Annotated in this window: 23 protein-coding genes; 9 read left to right on the top strand and 14 right to left on the bottom strand. The window is 64.6% G+C overall.

Features of this window, described 5'->3' with window-relative positions; translation table 11 throughout:
• Nucleotides 1-40: 40 nt before the first annotated feature.
• From folP to glmM, 9 genes are all read right to left on the bottom strand, one after another.
• Entirely contained in the window at nucleotides 41-1108 is a 1068-nt protein-coding gene (gene folP, locus ACM9ME_RS12215) for a dihydropteroate synthase (RefSeq protein WP_415643739.1), read from the bottom strand.
• A gap of 3 nt (nucleotides 1109-1111) precedes the next feature.
• Nucleotides 1112-1510, bottom strand: coding sequence for a BLUF domain-containing protein (locus ACM9ME_RS12210; protein ID WP_415643738.1), 399 nt, complete (start codon nucleotides 1508-1510; stop codon nucleotides 1112-1114).
• A gap of 37 nt (nucleotides 1511-1547) precedes the next feature.
• The gene (locus ACM9ME_RS12205; protein WP_415643737.1) at nucleotides 1548-2672 is read right to left on the bottom strand and encodes a site-specific DNA-methyltransferase; all 1125 of its coding nucleotides are present in this window, start codon (nucleotides 2670-2672) and stop codon (nucleotides 1548-1550) included.
• A gap of 153 nt (nucleotides 2673-2825) precedes the next feature.
• Nucleotides 2826-3422 (bottom strand): ribonuclease HII, encoded by a 597-nt coding sequence (locus tag ACM9ME_RS12200; RefSeq protein ID WP_415643736.1) that lies wholly within the window; start codon nucleotides 3420-3422, stop codon nucleotides 2826-2828.
• A 47-nt stretch (nucleotides 3423-3469) separates the two neighbouring features.
• Nucleotides 3470-4159: a hypothetical protein gene (locus ACM9ME_RS12195; RefSeq protein WP_415643735.1), complete on the bottom strand. Its 690-nt coding sequence runs from the start codon at nucleotides 4157-4159 to the stop codon at nucleotides 3470-3472.
• A 17-nt stretch (nucleotides 4160-4176) separates the two neighbouring features.
• Complete coding sequence (gene thiD, locus ACM9ME_RS12190) at nucleotides 4177-5325, bottom strand: bifunctional hydroxymethylpyrimidine kinase/phosphomethylpyrimidine kinase (protein ID WP_415643734.1); 1149 nt, start codon at nucleotides 5323-5325, stop codon at nucleotides 4177-4179.
• A complete protein-coding gene (locus ACM9ME_RS12185; RefSeq protein ID WP_415643733.1) occupies nucleotides 5322-5534 on the bottom strand; it encodes a DUF1272 domain-containing protein in 213 nt (70 codons plus the stop codon). Before ACM9ME_RS12185 ends, thiD begins: the two co-directional genes overlap by 4 nt.
• Before the next feature lie 36 nt (nucleotides 5535-5570).
• Nucleotides 5571-6119, bottom strand: coding sequence for a PEP-CTERM sorting domain-containing protein (locus tag ACM9ME_RS12180; RefSeq protein WP_415643732.1), 549 nt, complete (start codon nucleotides 6117-6119; stop codon nucleotides 5571-5573).
• A 270-nt stretch (nucleotides 6120-6389) separates the two neighbouring features.
• The gene (gene glmM, locus ACM9ME_RS12175) at nucleotides 6390-7733 is read right to left on the bottom strand and encodes a phosphoglucosamine mutase (protein WP_415643731.1); all 1344 of its coding nucleotides are present in this window, start codon (nucleotides 7731-7733) and stop codon (nucleotides 6390-6392) included.
• Between the two features lie 78 nt (nucleotides 7734-7811).
• Here glmM and ACM9ME_RS12170 point away from each other — a divergent pair, with 78 nt between their 5' ends.
• Nucleotides 7812-9053 (top strand): dicarboxylate/amino acid:cation symporter, encoded by a 1242-nt coding sequence (locus ACM9ME_RS12170; RefSeq protein ID WP_415643730.1) that lies wholly within the window; start codon nucleotides 7812-7814, stop codon nucleotides 9051-9053.
• The gene (locus ACM9ME_RS12165; protein WP_415643729.1) at nucleotides 9050-10048 is read left to right on the top strand and encodes an aldo/keto reductase; all 999 of its coding nucleotides are present in this window, start codon (nucleotides 9050-9052) and stop codon (nucleotides 10046-10048) included. Before ACM9ME_RS12170 ends, ACM9ME_RS12165 begins: the two co-directional genes overlap by 4 nt.
• Here ACM9ME_RS12165 and ACM9ME_RS12160 read toward each other — a convergent pair.
• From ACM9ME_RS12160 to ACM9ME_RS12140, 5 genes are all read right to left on the bottom strand, one after another.
• Nucleotides 10038-10706 (bottom strand): NnrU family protein, encoded by a 669-nt coding sequence (locus ACM9ME_RS12160; RefSeq protein ID WP_415643728.1) that lies wholly within the window; start codon nucleotides 10704-10706, stop codon nucleotides 10038-10040. The genes ACM9ME_RS12165 and ACM9ME_RS12160 overlap by 11 nt on opposite strands.
• 154 nt (nucleotides 10707-10860) lie before the next feature.
• Nucleotides 10861-12147, bottom strand: coding sequence for an amidohydrolase family protein (locus tag ACM9ME_RS12155; RefSeq protein ID WP_415643727.1), 1287 nt, complete (start codon nucleotides 12145-12147; stop codon nucleotides 10861-10863).
• The gene (locus tag ACM9ME_RS12150; RefSeq protein WP_415643726.1) at nucleotides 12144-13535 is read right to left on the bottom strand and encodes an amidohydrolase; all 1392 of its coding nucleotides are present in this window, start codon (nucleotides 13533-13535) and stop codon (nucleotides 12144-12146) included. Before ACM9ME_RS12150 ends, ACM9ME_RS12155 begins: the two co-directional genes overlap by 4 nt.
• The gene (locus ACM9ME_RS12145) at nucleotides 13535-15346 is read right to left on the bottom strand and encodes a peptide MFS transporter (RefSeq protein WP_415643725.1); all 1812 of its coding nucleotides are present in this window, start codon (nucleotides 15344-15346) and stop codon (nucleotides 13535-13537) included. Before ACM9ME_RS12145 ends, ACM9ME_RS12150 begins: the two co-directional genes overlap by 1 nt.
• A gap of 90 nt (nucleotides 15347-15436) precedes the next feature.
• The gene (locus ACM9ME_RS12140) at nucleotides 15437-16339 is read right to left on the bottom strand and encodes a M48 family metalloprotease (protein WP_415643724.1); all 903 of its coding nucleotides are present in this window, start codon (nucleotides 16337-16339) and stop codon (nucleotides 15437-15439) included.
• Nucleotides 16340-16399: 60 nt separating this feature from the next.
• Here ACM9ME_RS12140 and ACM9ME_RS12135 point away from each other — a divergent pair, with 60 nt between their 5' ends.
• From ACM9ME_RS12135 to ACM9ME_RS12105, 7 genes are read left to right on the top strand one after another with little or no spacing between them, the layout of a single operon-like run.
• The gene (locus tag ACM9ME_RS12135; protein ID WP_415643723.1) at nucleotides 16400-16969 is read left to right on the top strand and encodes a nitroreductase family protein; all 570 of its coding nucleotides are present in this window, start codon (nucleotides 16400-16402) and stop codon (nucleotides 16967-16969) included.
• Between the two features lie 30 nt (nucleotides 16970-16999).
• The gene (locus ACM9ME_RS12130; protein WP_415643722.1) at nucleotides 17000-17353 is read left to right on the top strand and encodes a GntR family transcriptional regulator; all 354 of its coding nucleotides are present in this window, start codon (nucleotides 17000-17002) and stop codon (nucleotides 17351-17353) included.
• A gap of 40 nt (nucleotides 17354-17393) precedes the next feature.
• The gene (locus tag ACM9ME_RS12125; RefSeq protein WP_415643721.1) at nucleotides 17394-18143 is read left to right on the top strand and encodes a metallophosphoesterase; all 750 of its coding nucleotides are present in this window, start codon (nucleotides 17394-17396) and stop codon (nucleotides 18141-18143) included.
• A 59-nt stretch (nucleotides 18144-18202) separates the two neighbouring features.
• The gene (locus tag ACM9ME_RS12120) at nucleotides 18203-19468 is read left to right on the top strand and encodes a nucleotide sugar dehydrogenase (protein ID WP_415643720.1); all 1266 of its coding nucleotides are present in this window, start codon (nucleotides 18203-18205) and stop codon (nucleotides 19466-19468) included.
• Nucleotides 19465-20607 carry a non-hydrolyzing UDP-N-acetylglucosamine 2-epimerase gene (gene wecB, locus ACM9ME_RS12115; protein ID WP_415643719.1) on the top strand — a complete coding sequence of 381 codons (1143 nt, stop codon included), beginning with the start codon at nucleotides 19465-19467 and terminating at the stop codon, nucleotides 20605-20607. Before ACM9ME_RS12120 ends, wecB begins: the two co-directional genes overlap by 4 nt.
• 8 nt (nucleotides 20608-20615) lie before the next feature.
• A complete protein-coding gene (locus tag ACM9ME_RS12110) occupies nucleotides 20616-21602 on the top strand; it encodes an SDR family NAD(P)-dependent oxidoreductase (protein WP_415643718.1) in 987 nt (328 codons plus the stop codon).
• Nucleotides 21603-21649: 47 nt separating this feature from the next.
• The gene (locus ACM9ME_RS12105; RefSeq protein ID WP_415643717.1) at nucleotides 21650-22558 is read left to right on the top strand and encodes an L-threonylcarbamoyladenylate synthase; all 909 of its coding nucleotides are present in this window, start codon (nucleotides 21650-21652) and stop codon (nucleotides 22556-22558) included.
• Nucleotides 22559-22759 lie beyond the last annotated feature (201 nt).

Below are 22759 nucleotides of genomic sequence, written 5' to 3'. Positions count from 1 at the left end.
CCCGCGAAAGGGGGCCGCATAGCGCGGGATTCGCTGAAACTCAACCCGCAAGCGCCTGATCGCGCAGACCGCGCCACACCTTGAGCGCCTGGACGGTCTCGGGGACATCGTGGACGCGGATGATCTGTGCGCCCTGCTCGGCGGCCTTGAGCGCGATGGTGAGGCTGCCGGGGAGGCGCTGGTTCGCCGGAACCTCGTTCGCCAGCGCGCCGATGAACCGCTTGCGGCTCGCGCCGATGAGGAGCGGACAGCCTAGGCCGTGGAAGATCGCGGCGCCGTTGAGCAAAGCGAGGTTTTCCGCAAGGCTTTTGCCGAAGCCGATGCCCGGATCGACGATCAGGCGCGATTGGGCGATGCCTTCCGCCTCCAGCGCGGCGATGCGCGCGGCGAGCCAGTCGTACACCTCGATCAGGACGTTGCCGTAGTTGCCGCCCGCATGGAGCGTTTTCGCCGCGTCGGGCGAATGCATGATGACGATCGGTTCGGCACGGTCGCGCAGGAATTCGATCGCCTTGCGGTCGAAACTCAGTGCCGAGACGTCGTTGACGATTGCCGCACCTGCAGTGAGCGCGACTTCCATCACGCTCGCCTTGCGCGTGTCGATCGAGACGGCGGTGCCACCCCGGGCGAGCGCCGCAACGACAGGTTGGATGCGCGATATCTCGTCACCCTCCCACACCGGGTCGGCATTCGGGCGCGTGGATTCGCCGCCGACATCGATCAACGCCGCGCCCGCGTCGGTCATCGCGTGGGCATGCCGGATCGCGCCGGGCTCGTCGGCATAGGCTCCGCCGTCCGAAAAGCTGTCGGGCGTGACGTTGAGGATACCCATGACCTGCGGCTGGTCGAGGCGGATTGTCCGGTTGCCGAGGGTCAGCGGTGGGCGCGAGCCGGAGAGATTGGCGAGCGTCGCTTGCGCTTGGGCATCACCCGCGACGGTCGCGTCGATCTGAGCGACCGGCACGAGCCGTTTCGAAATTCGCTGGCCCTCGGCTTCGATCACTTCATAAGCCGAGAAATAGGCCAGCCCGCCAGCCAGCCTGGCCACTTGACCGTCGAAGCCGATTGGGGAGTCGATGAAAGCGGTCGGGCGAAAATAGCGTGCCACCGGCTACGCGCTTTCGCGGGCGACGCGCGCGAACACGGCTTGCAATTCACCCGGGCCGGCGGCCTTGACCGCCCCAGCGCCAACTTCGACCTCATTCCATAACCATGAACGGGCGGGATCGTCGCGCATCGCCCAATCGGGAAAAACGCGTGCCGCGACTTTGCCCGACACGAGGCGATGCACCGCCAAGTGGCGGTCGTCACCGACGATCCGCGCAAACGCGGCTTCGACCGACGCTTCCGGCCCCTCGAGCAACTGCAAATAAATGTCGCGGCGACAGATCAGGGCGCCGGTAATTCCGTCGCGCTGATTGTTGCGGCGCGATACCCACAGGATGCTGCTGAGCAAGCCGTCGTCGAAGCCGAACGGCTCCGACGCGTAGATAAGCTGATAGATGGTCACGCAGGGAGGCTAGGGAATGATTCCGCTCGCCGATAGCTCATGGCTCGGTCGCGAGAATATAATCCTGTCGCAAAGCATCGATCGGCTTGACCGCGCCGTCGCGTTCGAAATGCCAGAAGGTCCAGCCGTTGCACGACGGCAAATTCTGCAACGTCGCGCCAAGTTTGTGGATTGATCCAACGGTGCCGTTGGCGGTCAGCGAGCCGTCCGCACCGATCGTCGCGGTCCAGCGGCGCTTGCTGTCGAAGATCGTGCTGCCCGGCGGCAACATGCCGGTTTCGACCAACGTGCCGAACGCCACTTTGGGTTGCGATTTGGGGCTCTGCATTGTGCGCAGGCCGGATTCATCGAGGGGCAGGGCGGCCGCGATGCGTTCTTCGGCGACTTCGACATAGCCGGGATCGCGCTCGATACCGATGAAGTGACGACCGAGGCGCTTGGCCACCGCACCGGTGGTCCCGGTGCCGAAGAACGGGTCGAGCACCACGTCGCCCGGATTGGTCGCGGCGAGCAGCACACGGTAGAGCAGCGCCTCGGGCTTTTGCGTCGGGTGCGCCTTGCTTCCTCCGCGCTTGATCCGTTCCTGACCGCCGCAGATCGGCAGCGACCAGTCGCTGCGCATCTGCAGTTCGTCGTTGAGCGTCTTCATCGCGCGATAGTTGAACGTGTAGCGCGACGTGTCGCTGTGCGACGCCCAGATCAACGTTTCATGCGCGTTGGTGAAGCGCGTGCCGCGGAAGTTGGGCATCGGGTTGGCCTTGCGCCAGACGATGTCATTGAGGATCCAGTATCCCAGGTCCTGCAGCTTAGCGCCGACGCGGAAGATGTTGTGGTAGCTGCCGATGACCCACAAAGTACCGTTGGGTTTGAGGATGCGCCGCGCCTCGCCAAGCCAGGCGACAGTGAATGCGTCGTAAGTCTGCAAACTCGCGAACTTGTCCCAGTCGTCATCGACCGCATCGACGCGCCCGCCTTCGGGCCGGAACAGGTCGCCGCCGAGCTGCAGGTTATATGGCGGATCGGCGAAAACCATGTCGACGCTGGCGTCGGGCAGGCGCGACATCGCCGCAATGCAATCGTCGCGAATGATCGTGTCGAGCGGCAGTTTCGCCCCAAAATGCTTTGGCACCGGTGCCGCGCGGACGCGCTCCAAAACCCCCATCGAATGCCCCTTCGTCCCTGTCTTGAAAGTCAGAGTGAGTCCGCGGGGAGTCGTGGTCAACGACGATCAGGTGACGATTTTAACCTTTTGTTAACCATAGCGGTCGCGCAAGGGACCAGACACAAGATGTTGAGTCTCGGCGGAATCGGAGACTCAACCGGTGGCGTGTTGCGCGAAAGACTCATCGTCGCGGAAACCACTGCGACGGACTGGCGCGAAGCTCTGGCGATGAAGCGGCGACGGACCGTGTTCGCGCAGCGCCTGGAAGTGGGCGGGACAGCCATAGCCCTTGTTCGACGCCCAGCCATACTGCGGGTGCGCCTCGTGATGTGCGAGCATGATCGTGTCGCGTGTGTGCTTGGCGACGATCGAGGCGGCGGCAATCGACAGGCACAACGTGTCACCGCTGACGATCGCCGTCGCGGGCCGATCCCAGCGCGGCAGGCGGTTGCCGTCGACCAGAATATGGGCCGGAAACTCGGCCAGAGCCTCGACCGCCAAGGTCATCGCCTTCATCCGCGCCCAATAGATATTGATGCGGTCGATCTCGTCAGCTTCGACGATGCCGATGCCGACAATCGCGCAATGCATCAGCCGACCATGCAGACGGGTGCGTTCGTTGGCCGAAAGCTTCTTGGAATCGTCGATTCCGCGCGGTACCCCTTTCGTGGGCAAGATCACCGCCGCCGCCACCACCGGCCCGGCGAGGGGGCCGCAACCCGCCTCATCGACGCCAGCGACGGGCGTCATGCCAAGCGCGCGAACATAGCGATGGGAGGGACGCACGACCTTAGGCATTACTTTACGGATGGGAGCAGTTTTGCCGCTTCATCCTTGATGTCGGTATAGGCGCCGCCATCGCCGTCCGCAAGGAAGTGAACCAGCACTTCGACCGTTCGCCCGCAGAGTGAGACGGGCCAGATTTCGCTCCATCCGCCGGCGTAACGGACGCCATAGATATCCGGTCCCAGTCCGGGGTCTTCACTCGCGATGCGGATGACTCCCAGTGTTCCTGGCTTTGACACCTCGCACCCTGCTCCTGCTTTCCGTAACGACTGGTCTGCGGCAAGGCTGGCCAGCGGCACGGTGTCGCCGATCAGCGAGTCATGTGCGTAGGAGACGCCGCGATTGACCCGGACGGTGTTCAACGTTCCGTCGGTCTGCTGCATCGTCATATAACGAGTCACTTCGGGCCCGCAATTCGGATGGCGGACGATTTCGGTCCAGCCGTTGCGTATCTGACCGCGGATTAGGCCGTTAAAGATATAACGCTCGGCGGTCGCCGGCTGAAGCCGGTCGATGACTGCTGAGGTGGGCAGACACCCGCCGTTGCGCCCTTGCACCGCAATTGCGGTTTTCATCACTTCGGCGTTGAGCATGGCCGACGGCGGAGCTGGCGCGGCGTCGTTCCAGCCCTTGAGCTTGGCGAGAATTAAGGGATGCTGCGCGGTGGCGGACGACGCCATCACCGCAGCCAGCAAAGCCATCGTCAACCATTGCAAAATCACACGCGCCACGGCGGGAATCTCCGATTTTCACCCGCGCGATACAGGCAGATCATATTGCCCGCCGGATCGCGCAACCGCGCTTCGCGCCACAGCCAAGGCTGGTCGATCGGCGGGTGTTCGAACTGGACGCCCGCGCGCGACAGGCTGAGGACCCGGTCGTCGAGCGCGTCGACTTCGAAATATACCGTTGCGCCGACGGGACGCGCGTCGTCATGGTGGATCGACAGCGTGACGCCGCCGGGCGCTTCGAACCGGGCATAGCCGTCGGCCGGACTGTCGACGATCAAGGTCAGGCCCAGTCGCCGGTAGAATGCCTTGCTTGCCTCGTAATCGGTGCAGGGCAGAGTGATCTGGTTGAGCCGCATCGGCTCGCCGACGTCGAGGCGTACGTCCTGATGCCCCATCGGCCCGGCACCTTTGCCGAGGCCAGGAGCCGAGCGTAGTGCCTGACGGACGAAGTCGCGTGCACGGTCCACGGCCTGCGGCAACGTCGCGCCACGCGCCAGGAACACGGCGATCGCGCTGGCGAGCGTGCAGCCGGTGCCGTGGCTGTGGCGCGTGTCGATCCGGCTGCCTTGCCAGGTGGTGATGTTGTCGGTTTCGACCAGCACGTCGGCGATGGGATCTTCGCCGCCATGTCCGCCCTTGATCAGGACGGCGCAACCACGCGCCGCGACGAGCGCAAGCGCCGCGCCGACTTCATCCTCACCGGACGACAATTCGGCGAGTTCGGGCAAGTTCGGCGTGGCGATCGTGGCAATACGCAGCAGCCGGTCGAACGCCTCGACCGTCGCATCGTCGGCCAATTCGGCACCGCTGGTCGCGACCATGACCGGGTCGAATACGATGGGCAGATCGACGTCGGCCAATCGTTCGGCGACCGCGTGCGCCACCTCGACCGAACCGAGCATGCCGATCTTGATCGCGTCCGCGCCGATATCGTTGAGACAGGCATCGATCTGGGCAATGACGAAGTCCGGCGCGACGGGAAGGATACTGTCGACGCCAAGTGTGTTCTGGGCGGTCAGCGCGGTTATCGCAGTCATCGCGTGACCGCCGAGCATCGTGACGGTCTTGATGTCAGCCTGAATCCCCGCGCCGCCGCCCGAATCCGATCCGGCGATAATGAGGATACGCGGCGTCATGCGGCGTACTTACGCACCACAGAAGCTGGATATTTGGTTAGCATGGGTTCCGGGCGCGTCGGCCGTCGCTGCAGATCGCCGCCACAGTTCGGGCAGGCGGTCAGAGCGTGACCGGTGCAGAACGTGCATTCGAACGAGCAGATCAACGCATCATCGCCGGGCAAAAGGTCGCGACCGCACAACTCGCAATCGGGACGCATTTCCAGCATCGCGCCGCCATAGCGAGCGCGCCGCGCGGATGAAAGTCAGGCTTTGGCCAGTTCTTTACGGGCGCGGAGCACGCGGATCCCAGCGCCGGCGAGGCCGAGGCCAGCCAAGATCTGGACCCATGTTTCGGGCTCGGGCACACCCGATACCGGGCTCGTCGGAGACGTGCCGCCACCGGGAAACGTCGGAGGAATAACCCCGCCGCCGCCGGACGGGCCGCTCGGGTTGAATACGAATCCGCCCGGCGAGCCAAAGCCAGGGTTGAACGCGCTGCCCACCGCTTCCGGCGCGGATGCCGCCGTGGGGGTCAATTGGGCGCCTTCGCCAGGAAGTCCAACGGCAGCAGGAAGCGCGGCTGACACACGCGGCAAGGTCGCAAATGGCCCGACCGGCGTGCACGGCGGAAGCGAGACAGCAGACAGCGCTGCCCTATGACGCCCGACCTTTTCGGGAGCAGAGCCCGTCGCCTTGTGGATCATCCGCCGAACGTGCGGTTCCTTGACCGCGACCACCCCTGCGGTCACGATCGGGCAAACGCACAGGGCGAGGGTCTTCGCAAAATGCGAAGCCGCGAGCTGTTTCAACATGTATTTGCAATCCCGAGGCGGCTCCGGCGATAAACCTTTGCCTGCATTAGTTTTGTTATAAGAGTGTAATGGTTCACATGGGATGAAAGTTCCCCCGTAGAACCACAATGATGCGCAATTTGGCGAAAACGTGTCTCATTGCGGTACAATTGACCGTAACGAACCGCTGCCTCGACTGCTAAATCCCCTAGAATTCGAGGCTTATAGCCTGTTTCGACTCTTAAATCGACCGCGATTCATGGTTACCGCCGAAACGGACGTGAACGGCTGTTAGCCGGCGGCGGCGACCGCCGCGCATACACCGTCGACAATGCGTTCGACTTGGGTGGCGTCGTCGCCCTCGGCCATCACCCGGATCAAGGGTTCGGTACCCGATGCACGGATCACCAGTCGGCCACTGCCCGTCAATGCGGCTTCGGCATCCGCAATAGCGGCGCGCACCTGCGCATTCTCGAGCGGTTTGGCACCCCGTTCATAGCGGACGTTCTTGAGCAATTGCGGCACCGGATCGAACAGATGGAGCATTTCGCTCGCCGGGCGACCGACCTCGACCAAGGCGGCAAGGACTTGGAGCGCCGCGACCAGCCCGTCGCCAGTGGTGCCGTAATCGCCGAGGATGATGTGACCCGATTGTTCGCCGCCGACATTGAACCCGCCGCTGCGCATGCGTTCGAGGACATAGCGGTCGCCGACCCCGGTGCGCTCGAGGCCCAAGCCCTTGCCCTGCAAATAGCGTTCCAGGCCCAAATTCGACATTACGGTGGTCACCAGCCCGCCACCCATGAGGCGCCCGTCGCGCGCCCAATTGCCGGCAATCAACGCCATCAGCTGGTCGCCGTCGATTACCTTGCCGCGCTCATCGACAACGATCAGCCGGTCGGCGTCGCCGTCGAGCGCGATGCCGATTTGCGCACCCGACGCGACGACCGTTTCCTGTAGCGTCATCGGCGCGGTCGATCCGCAATTGTCGTTGATGTTGCGGCCATTGGGATCGACGCCGATGCACACCAGTTCGGCACCCAATTCGGACAAGGCGGTGGGGGCGATCTTGTACGCCGCGCCATTGGCGCAATCGAGCGCGATCTTGAGCCCGTCGAGGCGCAGATGATGCGGAAACGTCGCCTTGGCATGATGGATATAGCGGCCCTTGGCATCGTCGACACGATGCGCACGACCGATATCGGATGACGCGGCAAGGCGCGGCGGTGCATCGATCATCGCCTCGATCTTCGCCTCGGCCTCGTCCGACAATTTGTACCCGTCGGGACCGAACAGCTTGATGCCATTGTCGTAGTACGGATTGTGGCTGGCCGAGATCATCACGCCCAGATCCGCGCGCATCGACGCGGTGAGCATCGCGACGCCGGGGGTCGGCATCGGCCCGAATTGTTCGACGTCCATGCCGACCGACGTGAAGCCAGCGACCAGCGCATTTTCGACCATATAGCCGCTGAGCCGCGTGTCCTTGCCGATCACCACGCGATGCCGGTGGTCGCCGCGCAGGAAATACGTACCCGCTGCCTGGCCGACCTTCATCGCAATTTCCGGAGTCATCGGGCTGGTGTTGGTGCGCCCGCGAATGCCGTCGGTGCCGAAATAATTGCGCTGGCCCAAGCTATTCTCCTCCTCGTCGCCGTCGTCACCGATCTATTCCACTTCCACGGCGAAGCCGAGACGCTTAGCAAAGCGATTATGTCCAACGCCACCCGCATCCTCGTCGCGCTCATTATCGGTCTGGGCCTGGGCCTGCTTGCCAGTTCGTTCGCGCCCGGATTTGCGACCGGCGCGGCCAACATCGCCGATCCCGTTGGCGCCTTGTGGCTCAACGGGCTGCGCATGACGATCGTGCCGCTGGTGGTCGCCCTGCTGATCACGGGCATCGCCCAGACTGCAGAAGCCGCGCGCGCGGGTGCAGTCGCCGGCCGGGCGATGCTCTGGATCGTCTGCGTCATGAGTTTCAGCGCGATCCTCGGGGCGGTGTTGATGCCGACATTCCTGGCGCTGGTGCCGATGCCGGTCGCGGCGGCGGATGCGCTGAAGGGCGCATTGACCACCACGGGCACGGTTACGCCGCCGCCGCCATTCGTGGATTTCGTCAAATCGATCGTTCCGACCAATCCGCTCGCGGCGGCAACCAGCGATGCGATCCTGCCGCTGTTGGTGTTCACGCTGGTCTTCGCCTTTGCGATCACCCGCTTGCCGGCCGAGCCGCGCGCCCTGTTGTCGCGGTTCTTCTCGGCCATCGCCGATGCGATGGTCATCGTCATCGACTGGGTGTTGCGCCTCGCGCCGATCGGCGTGTTCGCGCTGGCGTTCGTCGTCGGCGCGCGCAGCGGTCTGGCCGCGCTTGGGGCGCTGTTCCACTATGTCGCCACGGTCGCGAGCGTCGGGATCGTCATATCGCTGATCGCCTATCTGGTCGCGGTGTTTGCCGCGCGCTGGCGGTTCGGCGATTATGTAAAGGCCATTGCGCCGGTCCAGGCGCTGGCGATCTCGACGCAGAGTTCGCTTGCCTGTCTGCCGATCATGCTCAACAAATCGCAAGGGCTGGGCGTGCAGCCGGCGACCGCCGAAATCACCTTGCCGATGGCGGTGGCCTTGCTGCGGGCGACGGGCCCGGCGATGAACCTCGCCGTCGCGCTTTACGTCGCCAACTGGTTCGGGGTTCACCTGACGGCGGCACAATATGCCGTGGCGATTTTCGCCGCGGTACTGACCTCGATGGGCGCGGTCAGCTTGCCCGGGCAAGTCAGCTTCGTCACCTCGATCGGTCCGCTCTGCCTCATTCTCGGGGTGCCGGTGGAACCGCTGGCGTTGTTGATCGCTGTCGAGACCTTACCCGACATCTTCCGGACATTGGGCAATGTCATGTGGGACGTGGCGGTGACGGGCGCAGTCGCCCGGCAAACCAGGACGATGGGAGAAGCAGCATGAAGTATCGCGAACTCGGCAACGGGTTGACCGTGTCGGCCATCGGCATCGGCTGCATGCCGATGATCGAGGCGGGCGGGAACATCACCTACGGCGCACATGCCGATGTCGGAGAGGCCACTGCGACGATCCACCGCGCCATCGACCTGGGCGTGACGTTCTTCGACACCGCGCAAATCTATGGCCCGTTCGCCAATGAAGAACTGGTCGGCCGGGCAATCGCGGGCAAGCGCGACGGATTGATTATCGCCACGAAATTCGGTTTCAAATTCGATGGTAATCAGATCACCGGGGTTGACGGGTCACCGGCCAATGCCCGGGCATCGGTGGAAGGGTCGCTCAAACGTCTCGGCATCGACACGATCGACCTGTTCTATCAGCACCGCGTCGATCCGAACGTCCCCATCGAGGAAACGGTCGGCGGGATGATGGAGCTCGTAAAGGAAGGCAAGGTCCGCCACATCGCCTTGTCCGAAGCCGGCCCCGACACGCTGCGCCGCGCCGCCAAGGCCGCGCCGATCACCGCACTACAAAGCGAATATTCGCTGTGGGAACGCGACGTCGAGGACGAGATCTTGGACATCTGCCGCGAGAACGGCATTGGCTTCGTGCCCTATTCGCCGCTCGGTCGTGGTTTCCTTGCGGGCGGGATCACCAGCCTCGACGACCTCCCTGCCGACGACTGGCGCCGCAACGACCCGCGCTATTCGGCGGAAAACCTGCCGAAGAATCTGAAGGTCGTCGATGCGATCGGCGCGGTTGCCGACAAACACGGAGCGTCGAAGGCGCAGGTCGCGCTGGCGTGGTTGCTGGCGCAGGGCGATGGCATCGTGCCGATCCCGGGAGTCAAACGCCGCGCCACGATGGAGGATTCGGTCGGTGCGGCGGACGTCAAACTGACCGCCGACGATCTCGCCGCGCTCGATACCGCCAGCCCGCGCGGCGGGACGTCGGGTGACCGCTATAATGCGCGCGGCATGGCGACGGTCAGGCGCTAAGCCAGCGCCAGATCCCGGCGGCCGGCGCACCCAGCAACGGGTGCACCCATGTCGCGACCAGCCATAATGCGACGCCGCCGACGCTGGCGACCAGCCCCGGCCAGGCCCAGCCACGACCATAAGGTACGAAGCTGGTCCGCCCGGTCCAGTCTCGCCAGCGTTCGCCGTGCAGTCCGGCCTTCTTGCCGTCCTGCAGGTTAGCGCCAACGAGCGCAAGAACGGCAATCGCGCCGCTCAATGCCAGCACGGCGGGGCGCGGGCTGACCAGCGCGTGCGCAAGGCTCCACAGCGCGAAGCTCCACATCATCGGGTGGCGGGTGATGGCGAATACGCCGCGCGCGGCAGGAATGGGCGCCGTGCTCTGCGGGCCGGGCAAGGCAGGGTTACCGAAGAAACTGCCGACCAGCAGGATCGCGGCGAGCAACATGACGACGGTCGAGACCCACCACAGGGCGTCGGACGCGGCCCATAACGGATCGCCATAGGGTGCGGCGCGAAAGGCGACCGCCGCCCAACCAAGCGTCAGCGCCGCGACCAGCGAGTAAAGGCCGAGAAAGCCACCTGCCCCCAGTCGCGCGACGAGGGGCGCACGCAACGGATGCGACATGGCGAAATGCGTGCCGACGAACGCGGCGAGTGCGAGGATCAAATTGAGCATTGGTCTCTCCTGGCGAGAGTAGGGGCCAAGTCATGGGCGCGGTCAAGGCCGAAGCCCTCGTCACCCCGGACTTGATCCGGGGTCCATTCGCTCTCGATCAGGGCAGAGGGCGAATGGACCCTGACTTTCGTCAGGGTGACGAGTTTTGGTCCGCCTAGCGGTCGTAAGCCTTTGGCATCGCACCTTCCTGTGGCGTCAGATAGCGCTTCAGCAAGCGCGACTGGCGCGTTTCCATCGGCTGCTCGACGCCGTCGATCCACACGCGTTCGGCCAGCGTCGATAGCTCGAGCGGATCGCCCGACCACATCACCACGTCGCGCGCGCCGGGCTTGAGCGTGCCGACATCGGTCATGCCCGCGATGCGCGCGGGAACGCTCGTGATCGTGGCGAATGCCTGACCCCAATTGAGCCCGGTCGCGCCCGGCACTTTCGACAGCGCGACCAGATTGCCCGCCCGCTGCATGCTGAGCTGCGCCTGGCGTGCATCGTCGTCGTCGATCATGCCGATGGCGACTTCGACGCCCGCCGCACGCAGGCGACCGACATTGGACTGGGTCGCGGCCAGCGCTTCGAACGACGCGGGCAGATCGTTGGTCGGGCTGGCGATCACCGGCACGCCAGCCGCCGCTATTTCACGCGCGACGGTCCATCCTTCGCTGACCCCGACAAGGACCAGCTTCAGCGCCCGAAACTCCCGCTTGAGCGACAGCATCTGGAGGATATCCGGCCCGCTCTCGACATGGACGTAAAGCGGCTGCCGCCCCTCGATCACCGGCACCAATGCGGCGGCATCGCTGCGGTTGAGCAGCGCGTCCTTCGAATTGCCGTCATAGCTCGCCGGGTTGCGCGCGAAACTGCGTGCCTGTTCGAGGGCGTTGCGGAACCATGCCTGCGCGGCGGTGCGGCTGCCACCCGCGCGGCGCGCGCCGTTTTCGCCAAACTCGACGAACTGGAATGCGCGGGCCTTGTCGACGATGTCGGTGCGGCTGGCGGTATCGATCAAGGCGCCTTGTCCGGCGAACATCGCGCTTGCGGCTTCGGGCGCGACGATCGCGCGGGTGACGCCTGCCGCGCGGCTGACCGCAATAGCGGGGACGCGCGGGTTGATCGCGGTCGATACGTCGAGGCTCGCGGAAAAGGGTGACGTGCGCGCCGACGCATCGTTGGTCTCGTCGACCGCATCGACTCCGACCAGCCCGAGCCGCGTGAAGCCCGCGACGATGCCCGGCGAAACCCATTTGCCGGTGCCGTCGATGATGCGGGCTCCGGCGGGGACGGCGACATTGCCGATACCAACGACGCGGCCGTCGCGGATCACGACATTGCCTTGCGACGGCGCGACTTCCTCACCCGTGGCAATCGTTGCGCCGGTTATCGCAACAGTTTCGGCGTGGAGCGGTGCGGCGAAAAGCGCCGCAGTGGCGAGCAGGAGCCGCTTCACTTCGTGTCTCCTTCACCGGTCTGGCCCAGCTCGAAATCGCTCACCGGGCGCATCCGCGGATTGTCGGCATCGTACATCGTCGCACCATCGATCCAGATATGTTCGGGGCGGGTGTAAACGCTCAACGGATTGCCGTTCCACAGCACGACGTCGGCCATCTTGCCGGGCTTCAAGCTGCCAGCCTTGTCGGCAATGCCCAGCGCTTTGGCCGGGTTGATCGCCATCCACGTCCACGCGACCTCATCGGCGATCTGGATGCCCGCGCGACGGCCATGCGCCAGCGCCTTGGCAGTTTCCTGATTCAGCCGCTGGATGCCGTTGGGATCGTCCGAATGCGTAATCGCACACGCACCCGCGGCGTGAACCAGCGGCAAATTCTCGTCGATGGCGTCATAGGACTCCATCTTGAAACCCCACCAATCCGCCCACATCGCCGCGCAAATGCCGTTGGCCTTGAGCAGATCGGCGATCTTGTAAGCCTCTACCGCGTGGTGGAACGCACTGACATGATAGCCGAATTCCTTCGACATATCGATCACATTGGCCATTTCGTCGGCGCGATAACAGTGGTTCTGGACCAGGATCTTGCCGTCGAGCACTGCGGCCAGCGTATCCATCTGCAAGTCGCGCGGGGTGCCCAGCGGGTCCTTTTCGCGCTTGCGCTTATATTCGACCGCCTTGGCCCAGGTTTGCCGGTCGACCGCGATATTGCCCATGCGCGTCGACGGCATCTGGTTGCGGCTGCCATAAACGCGCTTCGGATTCTCGCCGCACGCCATTTTCAGGCCGTAAGGCGCGCCGGGAAACTTCATCCCCTGCTGCGTGCGGGCATAGACGTTCTTCACGACCACCGACCGGCCGCCGAACAGATTGGCCGAGCCCGGCAGGATTTCGAGCGTCGTGACCCCGCCATTGACCAGCGCGCGGCTGAACCCCGGGTCCTGCGGCCAGACGCTGTGTTCGGCCCAGACCTGCGACGTCACCGGACCGGTGGCTTCATTCCCGTCCGAATTCGCTTCGACCCCGGGTGAAGGATAGTCGCCAAGGTGCGAATGGATGTCGATGATCCCGGGCGTCACCCATTTGCCGGTGCCGTCGACGACATCCGCCCCCGCCGGCGCCGCGAGGTCGGCGCCGCCGATGGCGACGATCTTGCCATCGGCCATAACCACCGAGCCATGCTCGATCCGTCCACCTTCGCCATCATAGATCGTCGCATTGCGCACGATCGTGGGGCGCGACGGATACGGCTTGTAGGTCGACGGAAACGGGTCGGGGTTCCAGTCGAACGGCTTTGATGGCGTGGACGCCGACGCCGTTTTGGGATGTTCGTTGGTCGCGCAACCCGCCAGCGCGATGGCAGGAATAAGGGCCCAGGCTAACCGCATCACTTCACTCCGTGCATCAGCCGCTTCAGCGGCCAGGCGAGGACAAACAGCACGACCCCGATCGCAACCGCGACCCAACCAATGGTGGTGAACACGCCGACATAGGTGTCGAGGCTGACCTTTAAATTGGTCACCTGTCCGCCAACAGTCTCGACACTGGCGACTTGTGCCACCAACCCGGCGACATATTGCGCCACCGCGATCGACAGGAACCACACGCCCATCATCAACCCGACGATGCGCGCGATGCTGAGCTTGGTGATCATGCTGAGACCGACGGGCGAGATGCACAATTCGGCCGCCGAATGGACGAAATAAAGTCCGGCGATCCACCACAGCCCGACCTTGAAGTCCGGACCGGCAAAACTCGCGCCCCAGACGAGGAACAAGAAGCCGGCGCCGACGCCCATAAGTGCGATGGCGAACTTGATCGGAATGGTCGGCTCGATCCCGCGCCGCGCCATGCCGTTCCACATGATCGAGAAGAGCGGCGCGAGGAGAACGATGAAAGCGGCGTTGAAAAACTGGGTTTGCCCCGCCGAGATCGAGAACAGCCCGAACACGCTGAGGTCGGTGTTGCGATCGGCAAACAGCGTCAGGCTCGACCCCGCCTGTTCGAACAACGTCCAGAACACGGTGTTGAAGGTGATGAGCACCATCGCCGCCAGCATCATCTGAAATTCCTGCTTGGTCCCCTTGATGTACGACCAGATCAGGATGCCCGGGACGCTGATCAGGAACGTGCCGAACATGATCTTGCCCATGATCGGCAGCGTCATGAAATAGCCGATCATCCCCGAACCGGCGGCGGGACGGACATAGCTCATCAAGTTGGTGAACAGGAACCACACGACCGGGATCGCCAGCACCGCGCCGATATAAATGACGAAGTCACGATTGGTCGGCGCATCGGCCGGACGATCGCCGAAGCCGTCGAGCTTGCCGCCGTCGAACTGGATCAGCAGCCACGAAATCAGCATGCCGACTGCCGCCAGCGCGAACCCCGCCCACCAGCCGAGGCCGCCCCAGCTGCCCATGCCGACCGCGAGCAACGGACACAGGATCTGGGAGAACAGCGAGCCGAGGTTGATGCCCATGTAGAAGATGGTGAAACCCGCATCGCGGCGGCGGTCGCCCTGCGCATAAAGCGAGCCGACGATCGTCGAGATGTTGGGTTTGAAGAAACCGTTGCCGATAACGACCAAGGCGAGGCCGATGAGCAGCAGGAACACGCTGGTCGGGTTGCGCTCGCCATCGGGTTTGAACCCGCCATCGGCAATGCGCCGCGCTTCGCTGCCATCCGCGCGCAGAAGCGAGACCGACTTGTCGTCATTGCCCTTGATCTGCAGCGGCTGGCCATCGGCACCCGCGACGAATTGCTTGCGCGCTTCACCGGTACCTTGGTTGGTAATTTCGCTGCGGACCCCGTCGATCGTCGCGAACGGCTTGGCCGGCTGACCGCCGAAGCACAGCGTCAGATAGCCGAGGCTCATCAGGATCGCACCGAATTTGACCGAGCGTTTAGCGCCGAGGAACCGGTCGGCCATCAATCCGCCGATCAGCGGCGTCAAATACACCAACGCGGTGAACCCGCCATACAGTCCGGTGGTCGTCGTATCGGAAAACAGGAAATGCTGCGCGAGATACAGCGTGAGCAACGCGCGCATGCCGTAATAGCCGAATCGCTCCATCGCCTCTGTCGTGAACAGCCGGGCGAGTTGTCGCGGATGCCCGAACCAGGTTTCCTGCGATGCCGGATTGGTGTGGCTGATATCCGGTTCGACCGGCGAATCCACGGTTGGCGTGTCCATGCCCTGTAACAACTCCCTTTGGGCGCACCTCTGGCGGGCGCGCCTTGATATGGCGGGAGAGTTAGCGGCGAATCGAGCGAAGGGAAGGGGTTATTGCACCGGCGGAATAAGGGGTTGGCCCGCCGCGCGCTGTGTTGCGACTTCGGCGACCGCCGCTTCGATCCGGCGAACGCGCTCCTTGAACCCGGGGTGCGTCCCGTCGGAAATCAGGATCCCGGCGCGCTGTCCCAACCGCGCCCAAAACGGCGGCAGCGCGTCGACCCGATAGCCGGCGCGCGCCACCAGCCACACCGACAGGCGGTCGGCCTCGAACTCGATCTGACGCAGCTTCGCGCCATTCTTGCCCAGCCCCGAAAACAGCCCGGTCGAAACGCCCGCTTCGTCAAGCTGATTGCGGTGACCGAGGAAATTGTGGGACAATTCATGCGCGATGACTGCGGCCAACTCGTCGTCATTCGCCGCAAAGTCGTACAGCTTGCCGCCGATCTGGACGATCTGCCCGTCGGCACCGGCATTCAGCCCTTTCTGCGGGAGCAACTGCACCTCCGACGCACAGCCTTGATCCGGCGTGAGGGTGACGCTGCGCCCATCGCCGAAAACGATCATAGCGTCGCCCTTGGCCAGCGCCGCCGCCAACTGGGCGTCCGCGCGACCGACCGTGGCGAAGGTTGCCCCCTTGTCGGACGCGACCGGCGTCGCTGTACCGTTGATCCCCGCAAGCGCATCCCCGACCTTCAGCCCGGCGCGCGCCGCGGCGCTTCCCGGGACGACCGCGCTAAGCGTGGGGCGGTCGCCGAGGCCGGTGGCGGCGCGATCCGCCGGGCCATATTGATCGCGCATCTGGAGCGACAGGCCGGGCAAGGGCGCATGTTGCGGGCACAAAGCGACATTGGCCGTTTGCAGCCGCCACGACACCTGCGCCACGCGGGCGTCGGCGATGGCGAGCGGATCGGGGGCAGCGGGGGCGGTGAGCGCCAGGAGGAGTGAAAGCATTCCGCTCGCCATAGCGCGTGCTGCGTTGTGCAACAGGGGTTGCGTGCCTAGCTGCACATCATGCTCAACGATTTGTCGTCACCGCTTAGTCTGCTGACCACCCGCCGTTCGGGGAAACCGCGCGACATGGTCGCACCCGGACCCGATTCAGCCCAGCTCGATACGATCCTGACGATCGCGGCGCGGACGCCCGATCACAAGAAACTGGTGCCGTGGCGCTTCGTTATCATCGACGACCGTGAGAAATTCGCCACGTTGCTCGCCGATGCCTTCCGCGCCGAACGCGCCGCGGCGGAGGGTGTCGATCTCGGCAAGCTGACGGCATTCGCGCACGACGCACCCATGCTGATCGCGGTCATGTCGGCGCCCGACGCGCTCAGCCGCGTGCCGTTGTGGGAACAGGAATTGTCCGCGGGCGCAGCGTGTATGAACCTGCTCCATGCCGCCCACGCCCTCGGCTTCGTCGCGGCGTGGATCACCGGCTGGGCGGCGTTTTCACCCATCGTCGCTGCCGGTATCGGTGAAGCTGGCGAACGGATCGCGGGTTTCCTTTTCATCGGCACGACGGGCGCCCCGCTCGAAGATCGGCCACGGCCACCGATAGAATTGGTTGTGCGACACTGGGGGTGACAAACGCCTGTGTTAGTGTATTAGGGTTGCATGACAGTTTCCGACTCCGGTGAGCCCGTTTACCTGCGCCTGCGCAATCTGCTCGCCGCTGCGATCCTCGAAGGCGACTTCGTCGAAGGCGATCAACTTCCTTCGGTACGCGCCTTTGCCGCCGAACACGGCGCCAATCCGCTGACCGTCGCCAAGGCCTATCAGTCGTTGCAGGATGATGGGTACGTCACCGTCCGGCGCGGCGTCGGCATGTTCGTCGCCGATGGCGCACTCGACCAGCTGCGCGGTGATCAGCGCGCCCAATTTCTCAGCGAAACCTGGCCGCGCGTCCGCGCGCAGATGCAACGCCTGGGCATTCGCCCCGAAACTTTGCTGAGCCGCGAAGCGGCATAATCGCGGGTTCAGCATTTTTGCGCTAGGGCGCCCGCGCATCATGGTTTTCAAACGACTTTTCTCCCGGCCGGAGCCCCGCGCGCACGCGCTGCCTGCGGGACAGCGGATCTATGCCGTCGGCGACGTCCACGGACGGTTGGACCTGTTCGAGGAATTGCTCGCGAAAATCCGTGCCGACGACGGCCAGCGCGGCGCGGCGGACACGCATCTGGTGCTGCTCGGCGATCTGGTCGATCGCGGTGCGGATTCGGCGGGGGTGGTCGAGCGCGCGATGCAATTATGCGCCGATGGCAAATGCCGCGTGCTGATGGGCAATCACGAAGAAGTACTGATCCGCACATGGGACGGCGATCGGCGCACCGCCGGCATGTTTTCGCGCATCGGCGGCCGCGAAACCTTGCTGAGCTATGGCGTCGATGAAGCGGAATATGACGAGGCGGGGTTGCCCGAACTCGTTGCGCTGACCCGCAAGCATGTGCCCGCCGCGCATATCGAGTTCATGCGCGGGTTCGAGGAAACGATCCTCGAGGGCGATTATTTGTTCGTCCACGCCGGAATTCGCCCGGGCATCCCGCGTAATGAACAGTCGAGCGAAGACACGCGCTGGATCCGCCGCGAATTCCTCGAGGACGCGCGCGATCATGGCGCGATGGTCGTCCACGGCCATTCGATCACCGGTGCGGTCGATGAACGATCGAACCGCATCGGCATCGATACCGGCGCCTTTGCCAGCGGCGTCCTGACCGCAATCGGTCTCGAAGGGGCGGAGCGGTGGTTTTTGTCCACCTGACGGGGTTTACGGAGGCGTAACCGTCACGGCATAGGGCGTTGGCGACCAAGGGGGATTTCGTGACCGAAGCAAAGCCGCGCATTGTCGTCGTCGGATTGGGCTATGTCGGCCTGCCGCTGGCTGTGGCGCTCGCCAAGTCTTTCGAGACCGTGGGGCTCGACATCGATCAGGGCCGAATTGCCGAATTGCGCGACGGGCATGACCGCACCGGCGAGATCGACGCGCCGCGACTGGCCGCAACGACGCTGACGCTCACCGCCGACCCTGCCGAATGTAAAGGCTATGACGCGTACATCGTCACCGTGCCGACGCCGGTGGATCGCTTGCGCCGTCCCGACCTTGGCCCCGTCATGTCGGCGACGCGCACCGTAGCGGAGCTTGTCGCCAAAGGTTCGCGCGCCGTGATCGTCTATGAATCGACGGTCTATCCAGGCGTGACCGAAGATTTGTGCGGCCCCGAACTGGAACGCGTCGGCGACCTCAAACGCGGCCCGGACTTCGTCCTCGGCTACTCGCCCGAACGCATCAATCCGGGCGACCGCGAACATACCGTCGATCGTATCACCAAGGTTATCAGCGGCGAGGACGCCGAAACGCTCGACCGTGTCGATGCGATCTATTCGGCGGTGACCAGCGGCGGCACCTTCCGCGCCGCGTCGATCAAGGCTGCCGAAGCCGCCAAGGTTATCGAAAACGCGCAGCGCGACATCAACATCGCTTTCGTTAACGAAATCACCCAGATTTTCGCCCAGCTCGATCTATCGGTGTGGGATGTCCTCGCCGCGGCACGGACCAAGTGGAACTTCCTCGACTTCAAACCCGGGCTGGTCGGCGGCCACTGTATCGGCGTCGATCCCTATTATCTCGCGCATGTCGCGACCGAACATGACATCGAGCCGCGCGTGATCCTGTCGGGTCGTGCGATCAACGACGGTATGGGCGCATGGGTAGCGGAAACGCTGCACGACAAACGCGGCAAGGCCGGCACGGCTCTGGTCATGGGGCTGACGTTCAAGGAAAACGTTCCCGACATCCGCAATTCGAAGGTGATCGACGTGGTCAACCGGCTTAAGCGCCTTGGCCATGACGTGACGCTGCATGATCCACTCGCCGATCCGGTGGAGTTCAGCCACGAATATGGCGCATCGATACAAGCCGACGCGTTGCAGGGCCGCTATGACCTCGTCGTCTGCGCCGTTGGCCACGAACAATATGCGGCGATGGATACCGAGGCGATCACCAAACTGACCAATGTCGGCGGGCTGGTCGCGGACCTCAAGAACATCTGGGCGGACCGTCCGCTCGCCAACCGCTGGAGCCTGTGAGCCAGCGCATCCTCGTCATCTTCGGCACACGGCCGGAGGCGATCAAGCTGATCCCCGTGGTGCGGGCGCTGCAGGCGCGGGCAGGGATAGTCGTCCAGACGCTGGCGACGGGACAGCATGATGTGTTGTTGGAGCAGGTGTTGGCGCTGCACAGGTTGCGACCCGATCTGCAGCTCGATTTGATCCGTCGCGACGATTCACTCGATGCGCTGCATGCCTCGCTACTGCTGTCGATCGGCGATGCGCTCGAACTGGTCCGACCCGACATGGTCGTGGTGCAGGGCGACACCGCGACCGCGCATGCCGGCGCGCTCGCCGCCGTCCACCGCCAAATCCCCGTGGCGCATGTCGAAGCTGGCCTGCGCAGCGGCAACACCGCACACCCCTGGCCCGAAGAACATTACCGCCGCGCCATCGCCGACTATTCGGCGCTGCATTTCGCGCCGACACCGGCTGCGGCTGCGGCGCTCGGTCGCGAATGCATCGATCCGGCAACCGTGCTGATGACCGGCAATACCATCGTCGATGCACTCGCCGCAGTCCGCGCGCGGGTGGCGCTCGACCCAGAATTGGCCGCCGCCGCGCAACCGATCCTCGCCGCCGCCGATGGCCGCGCGCTGATCCTCGCCACAGCGCACCGGCGCGAGAACGCCAAATCGCTGCATGCGATCGTCACCGCGCTCAAGAAAATGGCGCGCGACAGCGGTGCGCTGGTCGTGATGGTGCGTCACCCCAACGCCGCGGCTTCGGACGATCTGGCGCGGCTGCTCGGCGTCGCGAATCTGGTGGTCACCGATCCGCTCGACCATGCCGCATTCGTGACCTTGCTCGATCGTGCATCGCTGGTGCTGACTGACAGCGGCGGCGTGCAGGAGGAAGCGGTCGCGCTTAACACGCCGGTTCTCGTACTGCGCGAAACGACGGAACGCCCCGAAGGCGTGGACTGTGGCCTCGCCCGCCTGACCAAACTCGACCCGGCCGCCATCGTCAGTGCGGCGACGGAAATGCTCGCCAACCCGCCCTCCGCGACCGGCCAGTGCCCCTATGGCGACGGTCGCGCCGCCGAACGCATCGCCGATGCGCTGATCCACGGCATTCCCGCCGCCGCTAAGCGGGCATCAACCCTTACCGAAGCATAGGAGCCGTTATGCGTATCCTCATCACCGGCGCGGCCGGGTTCATCGGCTCCAGCGTCGCCCGCGTCCTGTTGGCGCGCGGCGACAGCGTTCTCGGCATCGACAATATCAACGATTATTACGATCCGACGCTCAAGCAGGCGCGGCTGAAATCGCTCGAACAGACCAACTTCGCGTTCAAGAAGATCGATTTCGCCGATCACGCCGCGCTCGACGCAGCCTTGGCGGGCGAAAAATTCGACGGCGTCCTCCACCTCGGCGCGCAGGCAGGGGTGCGCTATTCGATCGAGAACCCCCGCGCCTATGTGCAGGCCAATCTCGTCGGCCACCTCAATTTGCTCGAGGTCGCACGGCATGCCGCAGTGCCGATGGTCTATGCGTCGTCGTCATCGGTCTATGGCGGCAACAAGGTTCTGCCCTTCAGTGTCGATCAGCGCGTCGATCACCCGATGTCGCTCTATGCCGCGACCAAGAAGGCGGACGAGCTGATGAGCGAAACCTACGCCCATCTCTACCGCATCCCGCTGACCGGCCTGCGCTTTTTCACGGTTTACGGCCCGTGGGGCCGCCCCGACATGGCGATGTGGCTGTTCACCAAGGCGATCCTCGCGGGCGAACCGATCAAGGTGTTCAACGACGGCAAGATGCGCCGCGATTTCACCTATATCGACGACATCGTCGCCGGGATCGTCGCCTGCATCGACAACCCGCCGCCCGACGATGGAGCGGAAAAAGCCGGCGGCTCGGTTGCGCCCCACCGCCTCTACAATATCGGCAACCACCGCTCCGAAGAGCTGATGCACATGATCGGCCTGATCGAAGCATCGCTGGGCGTGAAGGCGACGTACGATTTCCAGCCGCTCCAGGCCGGCGACGTCCCCGAAACCTTCGCCAATATCGACGCCATTGCCAACGATCTGGGCTACGCGCCGACCACCAGCATCGATGTCGGCATCCCCAATTTCGTACGCTGGTACCGCGCCTATCACGGGCTTTAGGCGACGCGCGTTCCCAATGCGCCAGGCGGGTGATAGCGGCAGCCGCGATGACCCGCGTCCTGCCCTTCGACGATGAAACGATTGCCGAAGCCGCACGCCTGATCGCGGATGGCCAGCCCGTCGCGGTGCCGACCGAGACGGTCTACGGCCTCGCGGCGGACGCGACCGACGGCGCGGCGGTGGCGCGGATTTACCAGGCCAAGGGGCGACCGGCGTTCAACCCGCTGATCGTGCATGTGCCGGATTTGGCGGCGGCGGAGCGGCTGGCGGTGTTCGACGATGTGTCGCGCGGCCTGGCCGAGGCGCATTGGCCGGGGCCGCTGACCCTGGTGCTGCCGGCACGGGCGGACAACGGGATCGCCAGCCTGGTCACGGCGGGGTTGCCGACATTGGCCATCCGCGTGCCGGCGCATCCGGCGATGCGCGCGTTGCTGGCCGCAGTGGGCAAGCCGCTCGCCGCGCCGTCGGCCAATGCCAGCGGACGGATTTCGCCGACGCGGGCGGAGCATGTGGTGGCGAGTCTGGACGGGCGGGTGCCGCTGGTGGTGGATGGCGGCGCGACCGAGGTCGGCATCGAGAGCACGATTGCGCGCGTGGTGGACGGGCGGGTCGAAGTACTGCGGCTGGGGTCGATCGAATTGGGGGCGCTGACGGGCGGAGAAGCGATCGTCGCGCCGGGGCAGATGGCGGCGCATTATTCGCCTTCGAAGCCGTTGCGGCTCGACGTGGTCGCCGCTGGTGCCGATGAGTTCCTGATCGGTTTTGGCAATGTCGGCGGGGATGAAACCCTGTCCGCATCTGGCAATCCGGTCGAGGCGGCGGCAAAACTCTACGATCTCCTGCACTTGGCCGATGCCAGCGGGCAGGCGCGCATCGCGGTGGCGCCGGTGCCGGATGAGGGCTTGGGCGCAGCGATCAACGACCGGTTGAGGCGGGCCGCTACTCCCACTCACTAACGTCATCCCGGACTTGATCCGGGATCCATCCATCATCGCTGGGCCTGTTCCGGTGGAGAGGTGGACCCCGGATCAAGTCCGGGGGGTATAGTGATAGCGGGTGGAAATAGCATTTGCGACCACAGCCGCGCTGTAACCGCTGATTTCCTAGCAGGCCCACTATCGCCGACCGCCCGCTGTCTTTCCCCGCGACCGGCCTCG

Origin of the sequence: Sphingomonas antarctica, assembly GCF_965137005.1 — a bacterium.
Classification (GTDB): Bacteria; Pseudomonadota; Alphaproteobacteria; order Sphingomonadales; family Sphingomonadaceae; genus Sphingomonas_O; species Sphingomonas_O antarctica.
Note: the sequence above shows the minus strand (reverse complement) of the source record. Positions and strands in the feature narration are given on the sequence as shown.